Here is a 9,882-nt window from a genome sequence, read left to right on the forward strand (position 1 = left end):
CACGTTCGACAGTGCCGGTGTTTCCGGGCCGGCTGAACCGGAAAGCTGAGAACGCCTATGCAGACCGTGGATGATCCGGCCCGTTTCAGCCTGCGCCGCGAATGGCAGGCGTTCTGGCTCGCCGTGGGGTTTCTGACTCGTATACCGATGCCACTGCGCATCGACTACAGTCCGCAACTGATGAACCAGTGCAGCCTCTATTTTCCGCTGGTCGGCCTGTTGCTGGGCGCCCTCTATGCGGGCCTGTACAGCCTGTTCATTCTCGTCTGGACGCCTCTGGTGGCCATTCTGCTGGTGCTCGCCGTTCATCTTTGGCTGACCGGCGCCTTTCATGAGGACGGCCTGGCTGACAGTGTCGACGCGCTGGGCGGCGGTGCAGACCGGGAACAGCGGCTGACCATCATGAAGGACAGCCGCATCGGCACCTATGGAGCGGTGGCGCTGGTGATGGCGCTGGGGCTGAAATGGGCGCTTCTGGTCAGCACGGACCTGATCTGGCTGGCCCTGCTGGTGTCCCCCTGTATCAGCCGACTGACCCCTCTGCTGCTGATGCGCCTGCTGCCCTATGTGACACGTACCGGAGAGAGCAAGGTCAAGCCGGTGGCAGAGGGCTTCAGCGGTCGTCGCCTGGCGCTCGCCACAATGGGTGTGATGCTGGTCGCGCTGATCAGCGGTACCGGCTTTGTCAGCCTGATTGCGGTCAGTCTGGTCGCTCTCTACTGGGGGTGGACACTGAAACGACACCTGGGTGGCTACACCGGAGACGGTCTTGGGGCCAGTGTGGTGCTGACCGAGCTGGTATGGCTTTTGGGGCTGGCCGCACCTGCCCTTTGGCTCTGATCATGGACCTGTGTCTGGTACGCCACGGACCACCGGCGCGCAAAGACGTGTGCTATGGCTGGCATGATATCCCGCTGGCCGAACCCGCACAGACCACGGCAGAATCGGTTGCAGTCCAGTTGCCTGACTGGGCATTGCAGCCCGATACACCCATTTTTTCCAGCCCCTCGACACGCTGCTCCGAAATTGCCAGTGCTCTGAGCCGGGGGCGATCAGTAAAGCTGGACGAACGCCTGCGTGAAGTCCATTTCGGTGCCTGGGAAGGCCAGCGCTGGGACGATATCCCACGCCCCGCACTCGATAGCTGGGCCAAAGATCCATACGGCTTTGCCTTTCCGGATGGAGAGTCCGTGCCCGCCTTTATTGCACGCTGCCAGTCCATGCTGGCTGATCTGCCGCCACAGGCCCTGGTGGTGACCCATGCCGGCGTGATACGCGCCTTTATGCACCTGCACTGCGAGCTGCCACTGGCCGAAGCCTTCGGAAGCCCTGTGCCCTTTGCCTCTGTTCACACCATCCGCAACTGATTCGAGGTTGTCAGTTGTCGCTGCCAGTGCTAAAACCGGAAACAGGTTCATCGTGTAAGAGTACAGAGGATGGCTCGAACCATTGAAGATTGGCTTGATGCCTATGCCGTCAGCCACCAGAACCCGACCAACAAGAAGATCCACTGGGTCTGTGTGCCCGGTATTTTCTGGAGTATCGTCGGCCTGCTGTGGGTCATCCCGCAGCCCGCCTTCATGGCTGCCCTGCCCTGGTTCAACTGGGCAACCCTAGGGTTACTTGTCATTGTGGGCTTCTACGCGCGGCTGTCCTGGCCGCTGACGCTGGGCATGGCAGCCTTTACGCTGCTATGCTATCTCAGTTTGGCCGGGTTGCAGGGCCTGGTGGGCGTCACTGGGGTGCTGATTACCAGCGTCGTTGTGTTCGCCATCCTCTGGGTTGGCCAGTTTGTCGGGCACCATATCGAGGGCAAGAAGCCTTCGTTCTTCGAAGATATCCAGTTTCTGATGATAGGCCCGGCCTGGGTGATGGCGTTCATTTTTGACCGTTTGAATTGGCGTTATTGAACGGGCGCTGCCCGCTCTATGATGGCCGCGCAATCCACACCAGCCGGCAGGTTGCCGTAATTCAGCGCAATGCCGGGCTGCAGGCGGCTCTGGCAGAAGGCATCGGCAACCGCCATGTTCGAACCACGCAACAGCAGTGACGCCTGCATCGCAAGCGCCAGGTGTTCGGTCAGGGTACGAGCGCGATAGGAGAGGTTGTCGGTCTCTTCCAGTTCTTCCTGAAGACTTGCCATGAAGTCATCGAACAGCGGATGAGCGCCAGCTGCCAGACTGACCTCCGCCATGAAGACCTCCAGTGCATCCGGCTCCTTGTCCATGCTGCGCAGTACATCCAGACACTGGATGTTGCCACTGCCCTCCCAGATAGCGTTCACCGGTGATTCCCGGAACAGGCGCGGCATGATGCAGTCTTCCATCAAGCCACTGCCGCCGATGCATTCCATGGCTTCATAGGCATGTTGCGGCGTGCGCTTGCAGATCCAGTATTTGCCGATGGCCGTGCCGATGCGAATCAGCCGCTGTTCATTCTCATCATCCGCATTGTCCAGCGCCTGCGCCATGCGCAGCGTGTAGGCCAGTGCGGCTTCGCTCTCCAGTGCCAGGTCTGCCAGCACATTCTGCATCAGCGGCTGCTCGCTCAGTGCCGCGCCAAAGGCCTTGCGGTGTCGGCAATGATGGATGGCTTGAGCGGTGGCCTGACGCATGCCGGCACTGGAGCCGATCATGCAGTCATAGCGTGTCAGCGCCACCATCTCGATGATGGTGCGCACGCCCCGCCCCGGCTCGCCGATCAGCCAGGCCAGCGCACCGCGCAATTCGGTTTCACTGGACGCATTGGCCACATTGCCCATCTTGTTTTTCAGGCGCTGTATCTGCAGCGGGTTCTTGCTGCCATCCGGGCGCCAGCGCGGCAGCAGAAAGCACGACAGCCCCTCCGGCGCCTGCGCCAGGACCAGAAATGCATCGCTCATGGGCGCCGAGACAAAATACTTGTGCCCGACCAACTCATAGCTTTTCAGACCACCCCGGGTCTCCAGTGGATGGGCGACAGTGGTGTTGGCTCTGACATCGGAGCCGCCCTGCTTTTCGGTCATGGCCATGCCCAGGGTCAGCGCCTGCTTGTGCGTATACGGTACATTGCGCCCGTCGTAGGCCCGGGCAAACACCTTCGGCAACCAGTCCTCGGCAATCGCCTTGTTCTTACGCAGTGTGGGCATGGCGGCAAAGGTCATGGTGACCGGACAGCCATGAGCAGCCTCCACCTGAGCATGCAGGTAATATTTCAGTGCCCGTTTGACGTGCGCCCCCGGCCCTGGGTCGGTCCAGGGTGAGCTGTGCAGGCCCTGCTCCAATGCGGTTTGCATCAACTGGTGATAGGCCGGATGAAAGCGGACCTCGTCAATCCGGTGGCCACGACGGTCGTGAGTATGGAGTTCGGGTTTATGTGCATTGGCCTGAAAGCCCAGTTCGATCATGGCCGCGGATCCGGTCAGTGCGCCATGATCAATCAGTGCCTGCTCGTGGCGCCCTGCACCGAACCTTGCCGTCATTTCCTGCGCGGCCTGATCGCCGAGATAGGTATTGTAGTCTTCCAGCAGCGGCGGCTGGTTCTGCACCTCGTGAGTGTCAGCCAGTGCTTTCTCCGCCTGGGGGTATCGGGAAGTTGCCATCACAGCACCTCAAAAAGCCATCAAGTCTGTCTGTAGTTGTAGCCCAACGCACCGCGACTGGGCAAGGTGCGCACCAACACTGCTCGCAAGCCGTCGCCTTTTCTTTCGATATGTCGCCATAACAAACCCCATTTGAACTTATGCGACACCCAATAAGAGTTCACTTTTATTTAAACGACAGTTTAGGCTAACTGGATAGTGGTCATGAACTGACCACAACATGGAAACGTTGCGCGATCCTGACAAACAAAACATAACGGAACAACGTGAATCCGCCATGATCAAAAAAGTAAAAGGCTTCCGGGCCTTCCCCATTGACCCCTTCTATCTCAGCGAGTGGTTTGACGAATAGCCCACTCCCCTGTCATTGCCTGATTCATACAACCGATAACCGTATCAGCGAGAGTCCTTGGCGCCATCTCAGGCGTCGGGCGCATGCGACTGATACCCGCACGACAGGACAACAAAAATGACTGACACCAGACTGAAATTCAATTGGCGCCTGATTGGCGTCAGTGCACTGACTCTGACCCTTGCCGCCTGCAACAGCAGCACCGACAGAAGTATTGGCGCTACCAACCAATTGGTGGGCGGCTCTGCCGGCGTTTGCTCAAGCGCCTTTCAGGGCAGCTGTGAAGATTGGGATGCCTACTGGGATCAGCGGGTGGCTGACCACCCGGAACTGGCCGATGTTACCGTAGCACTGGCCGCCAGTGAGCCCGTGGAGCTCAGCGAGCAGAAAATCGACACCCTGCTGGCCGACTCTGCCTGGGACGCTGACCCGGATTTCCGCGACGGCGCGGAGATCATCCTGAACCACCTGCGCGACGAGTTGCTAGCCGACGGTGATGCGATCTATGACGACTGGCAGGACTTTCGCAACGCCTTTATTGCCGTGACGGATGCGGACACCACTGAAGACCTGCCTGATGGCGTGGATGGTGATGCTGTCTGGTTCGACAGCAGCAGTGCCCAGTACGCTACTTTCGAAGGTCTGCGCAAGGCCGACGAACGTCTCAACTACACTGTGACCAGCGCCAAGGCTGCCGACGTGCAGCATATGGTCGACAACCTGCCGGCCGATACGCTGGATGATGACCAGAAAGCATTGACCGATGTGATTGACGACATTGTCGATAATGCCGAAACGCGGAACCAGGACGAGTTGATCGCGGCCATTTCAGCGGCTTCACTTGATGGTGAAGTGCTGGCTGACGGTGATGACCTGTGGAACACCATGGATTTGAATGACTGGTACGACATTCTTCTCTACATCACCAGCGAATCTGAAGATCCCGGCAGCAATCCTCCTGCACCCTTCCGCGTTGATCAAGACAACATTGACGCCATTGAAGCAGCTAACTGGTTCAATGAAGAGGAAGGAGAAGGGACCGTGTTGGTTCTGCAACACATGCTCGACGAGAACGACGGTGACCCCTTGGTTTACGATGAACGCGACGACTTTCGTGATGCTTTCTCAGCCGTTCTCCTGAACGATGGCTTCGACAACGGCGGCCAACTCTGGAACAGCCTGCCAGCCGTGGTGCGTTACAAGACGCTGGAACTGCTGATCGATCCGCTGACCGACTTCGAACGGGCGCGTGAATTCGCCAGCCTGTCCGACAGCACCAATCAGGATTCAGTGGCCATCTACGAATCCTTTGTAGAACTGGCCCGCAAGACCGGTGACACTGACACCCCGAGAGTGCTGGTCATGACGTCTTCAGGCGCCAACAGCTATGCGGCAGCTGACTACTATGTCGATCTGTTCAACCTGGCCGGAGCCGACGCCGAGTGGCTGCCCCTGGACCGGGCCTACCGTCAGGCCCGTGACAGCAGCTCCTGTGACTGGCTGGGCGCCCAGCACGCCAGCTTGGCCTCTGCGGCGCACCTGGACCTGCTGTTCCCGGACTACTTCGATGCCCACAAGACCGCCTGTGAAAACGGCCTGGCCGACATGATCGCGGAAGCCGATGGCATCTTCATCAACGGTGGCGACCAGGTTCGTACTTTCGATGCTCTTGTCACCTATGACGAGAGTGGACAGCGCGTTGAAAGCGACGAACTGAAGCGGATCCTGGAGCGTCACGCTGAGGGCGACCTGGTCATCGGCGGCACGTCAGCCGGTGCTGCCGTGCAGGGTGGTGGCAAACTGAACGATGGCGACACCCAGACCATACCAATGATCCGTCAGGGCTCACCGCATAACCTGTTGGTCAACGGCTACACCGACAATACGGCGCAGTTTGACGGCGGCATGGGTGTATTCCGCTGGGGTGTCACTGATACGCATTTCTCGGAACGCGCTCGCGAAACCCGTCTGATCCAGATGGTTCAGCAGGCTGAGGTGCGGTTTGGCTTCGGTGTCGATGAAACCACTGCGCTGGATACGGTAAAAGAAACCGTGAACGGCGAACCTCGGGTTACCATGACCGTTGTGGGGGCTGGTGGCGTCTACATCGTCGATGTCGCCGGTGCACAGACCATTGTCGACGCCCCGCTGGACATCCGCGATGTAACCACTCACTACCTGCAGGAAGGCGACCGGTTCATCTGGCACCCTGATTCGGAAAGCTATGACATCGAGTTTGCAGGGAACACCAGCAATATTGACAACATTTGGTGGCCAGGTAGCAACAACTCCAAAGCGGTCACCAATGACGACATCCTGTACCAGACCAACTACCGGGATACGGCCATCGAGATGCTGACCAGCGGTGCAATAGAGGCCGTCAGCACGTCTTATGAAGACGACCCGACCTATAAAGTCACCCTTCGGGTAAACGCACAAACCAACGCCGCCGAAGGCAGTGACCGGGTCCGATACAGCCACGTGCTGGTGGATGTTGCTCCCCAGTAACGCTGCCTGCGGCTGTGCTGACAGGTTCGATTGACGCGCAACAGTGAGCCCTCATTGCTCACCTTACAGGCCCTCCTCCGGAGGGCCTTTTTTGTATCAGGCGCTGAGGCGCTGCGCGAACTCGACGTAGCCGGCCACCAGGCCATCCATCCGTTTGGCCAGGCTCTCATCGGTCACAGTGCCTTGCTCATCGATTTTCTGATCCGCCTGACCCACGGCCAGTTGCGGGCCATAGGCATTCATGCCCAGATTGGCCATCTGGGTGCGCAGATGCGGCAAAGCACGCAGGCCGCCATTGGCGCCCGGCGATGAACCAACCAGCAGCACCGGCTTGCCACGAAAGACTTTCGCGCCGGGTTGCCCGTCGGTAGTTCGGCTCATCCAATCCAGGGTGTTTTTGAGCAGAGGCGGGAACAAGCCATTGTATTCCGGTGAGACCACGACCAGCGCGCTGGCGTTTTGCATACGCTCGTTCAATTGCTTGATGCTGTCCGGAACGCCCTCTTTTTCTTCCAGGTCGCCATCATACAACGGCGCCGTAAGGTCAGCGGAGCGCACCACGTCGACCTGCATGCCCTGACCTTCCAGGCGACTGACGATCGCAGCCAGTACTCGGCCGCTGACAGCCCCTTCGCGGCGACTGCCGGGCAATACCAGAACGGGTTGAAGGGTCGACATTGAAAACTCCTCTACTATCCTCTGATTCATGTTTGACCTTACGAAGCGTACTCACCTTCGGGTCAACCGGATAGTAAGGGCTTGTCACCACCGGGTTCAAGCCGGTGGCAGCAGGCGACCCGGGTCGCCTGTATCCACAGCGTTACTGAGCACCTTCCAGGGCACTGGCAGACACCTCGCGGAACCAGTCATAGGTGCTGGTTGCCCCCGAAATGCCATCCACAGCGTCTGGATCGCCGGTTTCAATCAACTGGCGCACATAGGCCGGGAAGGCAGACAGCTGACTTACGCCGCTGTCGACCGCATTGCGCCAGCGCTCTGCATAGCCATAGTCGGTGCGCTTGCTCATGGTAACGGAGCCGTCTTCATCTCGACCGATCTCATCATAGTGAACGCTGTAGATGTATCCGTCGCGAACCGTTATCTCGATCATCGCCAGCTGACCGCGTTCATTGGGTTCGGTTTCGGCATAATAGGTACCATCCTCGTAACCCCCTTTGGCATCGGGAATATCTGCGGCACTGGCTTCTACTGTCTCGGCATCAGCCAGCGCTGCCTCGACAGCCGCGGTAAAGCTGTCAAAGGTCGATGTGGCGCCACTGATGCCATCCACGCCCTGCGGGTCGCCAGCGCGGAGCAACTGCTCTACATATCCGGGGAATGCCGAAAGCTGTGAAACGTCCGAATCCCTGTTGTTGCGCCAGTTGGCAGCATAGCCATAATTTTGCAGCTTGCTGTCGGTCACATCGCCGTCTTCATCACGCTGTATTTCATCATAGTGAACACCCACGATACGGCCATCCTTGATGGTCAGCTCGACGAACGGCGTCCAGCCGCGGTCATCCGGCTCAAGTTCCGCATAATAGGAACCATCAGCCCACTTTGCGTCGCCACTGACAGACGCTGCCGGCCGCTCTTGCGAACCGTTCGTGCGCTCTGTCTCTGACGGTGAGGTGTCCTCTTCAAGATCTGCCTCTGTAAGCCCGGAGCCGGCAACAACCCCGATGCGATAACGCTCAAGCATGGCTGCCGCACTGGAGCTGTGGCCGCGACCCCCGGCAATATCTTCCCAGGCTTCTGTTGATTCCTTGCCACACCACTCGGTGATCACATGCTCTGGCGTCGGGTGGTTGGGAATGTAATCGGTAATATCATAGACACGGTCATTGATCGCCTTCCAACAGCTGTCCTCGCTGTCATGCTCTGCCAGTTCGTCCAGGGAAATTTCACGCAAATCCTCATCAGAATCAGTGTCTGAGGTAAGGGCGTTGACCGCTGCCAATGTCAGAACACTGGCCACGAAAGCAATGAAAAGGGTGTAAGCAATCTTGTTCATAGGAAATCAAAGACCTCGCTGTGAATGCGTGAGCTCGGTACACCAGCTCGCTTGAATATCTGTTTCAGGTGATCAATCATCGCGGGTGGACCGCACATGTAGATCTCTCGCTCCGCGAAGTCAGGGCAATGATTGAGCAAGAAGTCATGGCTCATCGGTCCTTCGTCCCTGAAGTAGTGCGGCGTTACTGCCAGCCGATCATGGTGCTCGCCAATATCGAGCAGTTCATCCAGATAATAGGCACGTACATGATCCCGCCCGAGATAGAACAGGTGGGCATGGGCATCTTTGCGCCCGGCATGGCCAGGCAGTTCATCGGCATCTCTCAGGTGCCGGGCGCCGCCGACAAAGGGTGTTACACCAATGCCTCCGGCCAGCCAAAGCTGGTTGCGCTCGGGAAACAGCCGCTCATAGAAATCACCATACGGGCCCTCGACCCAGGCTTTTGTCCCCGGCGTGACGGTCTGTATGGCATGGCTGGCATCTCCGAGATCCTTGATACCGATGCGCAGAATCGGGTCTTCCGGGCTGGAGGCAATGGTATAGGGGTGTTCCTCATTAAACCCGGCGGACAGATTGTCGTCGAGCGGGGTCAGATAAACAAACTGCCCTGCTTCATAGGGCATGGTCTTGCCCACGGGCTTGAGCTGCACCTCGACCACATCGCGCACCAGTTTTTCAGCACCAACGACCTCGTATTCATAGCGCCCGAGGTGCGGTGACAGCCCTTTGCGCCAGAACATGGCACCTACTGCTAGAACCGCCAGCAGCAGCCATAACCAGAATTCCCCGGCCAGAGGAAACAGGTGTGCCAGGGCCAGAAGCGTCGTGGGAATAGCCAGAAGATGCAGCGTCTTCCAACGCTGGTAATGAGGCCTGCCAAAGAACTGGAAGGTTGGCCCGAGAAAAACTACCATCAGAATCAATGCGCCCCAGCCCGACCATACTGGCCAGTTGTCCAAGGGTGGGAACAGTGTTATCAGGGCCGCTTCGAGGCTGGCCGGAGCTGCTGCCAGGCTCAACAGCAGAGCATGGGCCATGATCAGGATGAAGGCACTGAAACCCAGCCCTCGATGCACCAGCCACAACTGAGGCAGCCCGCCAAAAAAGCGATCCAGCGAGGGGAGCCGGATACTGAGAGCCGCCGCCAGCAACAGGGCGGCCATACCCAGGATACCGGTGGCCAGCCCGAAGACTCGAAGCGCACCGGCCAGACCGCCGTCCCAGAGGGTCAGCAGGCGGGGGGCTGCAATCAGCAGCGGCAGTAATAGCAGCAAAAGCAGCAGCCCGTAACCGGGCTTGATCCATGCGCGCATAAAGAATCCTTATGGCAATGCGAAGGTTACCTCTATTGTGGTAGGTAATTGCTGAACGTCAAGACCTGTCAGCGCACTGGCTGATGCAGATCAAGTGGGAGAGCAGTCGACA

General features: G+C 58.6%; 9 protein-coding genes. 5 read left to right on the forward strand and 4 right to left on the reverse strand.

Annotated features, from left to right (window positions below; all coding sequences use genetic code 11):
• Positions 1-57 precede the first annotated feature (57 nt).
• The 3 genes from cobS (at position 58) to LAT62_RS14735 (ending at position 1,910) form a co-directional block, all read left to right on the forward strand.
• On the forward strand, positions 58-840 hold the full coding sequence (gene cobS / locus LAT62_RS14725) for an adenosylcobinamide-GDP ribazoletransferase (protein ID WP_293385618.1): 783 nt from the start codon (positions 58-60) through the stop codon (positions 838-840).
• The gene (locus tag LAT62_RS14730) at positions 831-1,367 is read left to right on the forward strand and encodes a histidine phosphatase family protein (RefSeq protein WP_293385621.1); all 537 of its coding nucleotides are present in this window, start codon (positions 831-833) and stop codon (positions 1,365-1,367) included. Before cobS ends, LAT62_RS14730 begins: the two co-directional genes overlap by 10 nt.
• Before the next feature lie 69 nt (positions 1,368-1,436).
• Complete coding sequence (locus LAT62_RS14735; protein ID WP_293385624.1) at positions 1,437-1,910, forward strand: DUF962 domain-containing protein; 474 nt, start codon at positions 1,437-1,439, stop codon at positions 1,908-1,910.
• Here LAT62_RS14735 and LAT62_RS14740 read toward each other — a convergent pair.
• Positions 1,904-3,580, reverse strand: a complete 1,677-nt coding sequence (locus LAT62_RS14740) for an acyl-CoA dehydrogenase family protein (protein ID WP_293385627.1) — start codon at positions 3,578-3,580, stop codon at positions 1,904-1,906. The genes LAT62_RS14735 and LAT62_RS14740 overlap by 7 nt on opposite strands.
• Before the next feature lie 220 nt (positions 3,581-3,800).
• Here LAT62_RS14740 and LAT62_RS14745 point away from each other — a divergent pair, with 220 nt between their 5' ends.
• Positions 3,801-3,932: a hypothetical protein gene (locus LAT62_RS14745; protein WP_293385630.1), complete on the forward strand. Its 132-nt coding sequence runs from the start codon at positions 3,801-3,803 to the stop codon at positions 3,930-3,932.
• 117 nt (positions 3,933-4,049) lie between these two features.
• Positions 4,050-6,440 (forward strand): cyanophycinase, encoded by a 2,391-nt coding sequence (locus LAT62_RS14750; protein WP_293385633.1) that lies wholly within the window; start codon positions 4,050-4,052, stop codon positions 6,438-6,440.
• A gap of 96 nt (positions 6,441-6,536) precedes the next feature.
• On the opposite strand, the gene LAT62_RS14755 is transcribed toward LAT62_RS14750, so the two are convergent.
• The 3 genes from LAT62_RS14755 to LAT62_RS14765 form a co-directional block, all read right to left on the reverse strand.
• The gene (locus LAT62_RS14755; protein WP_293385636.1) at positions 6,537-7,118 is read right to left on the reverse strand and encodes an NADPH-dependent FMN reductase; all 582 of its coding nucleotides are present in this window, start codon (positions 7,116-7,118) and stop codon (positions 6,537-6,539) included.
• A 142-nt stretch (positions 7,119-7,260) separates the two neighbouring features.
• The gene (locus tag LAT62_RS14760) at positions 7,261-8,454 is read right to left on the reverse strand and encodes a cytochrome b5 domain-containing protein (RefSeq protein WP_293385639.1); all 1,194 of its coding nucleotides are present in this window, start codon (positions 8,452-8,454) and stop codon (positions 7,261-7,263) included.
• Positions 8,451-9,770, reverse strand: a complete 1,320-nt coding sequence (locus LAT62_RS14765; RefSeq protein WP_293385642.1) for a ferredoxin reductase family protein — start codon at positions 9,768-9,770, stop codon at positions 8,451-8,453. The genes LAT62_RS14760 and LAT62_RS14765 overlap by 4 nt, the downstream gene beginning before the upstream one ends.
• Positions 9,771-9,882: the final 112 nt, after the last annotated feature.

This window comes from Natronospirillum sp., assembly GCF_022565775.1.
In the GTDB taxonomy this organism is placed as follows: domain Bacteria; phylum Pseudomonadota; class Gammaproteobacteria; order Pseudomonadales; family Natronospirillaceae; genus Natronospirillum.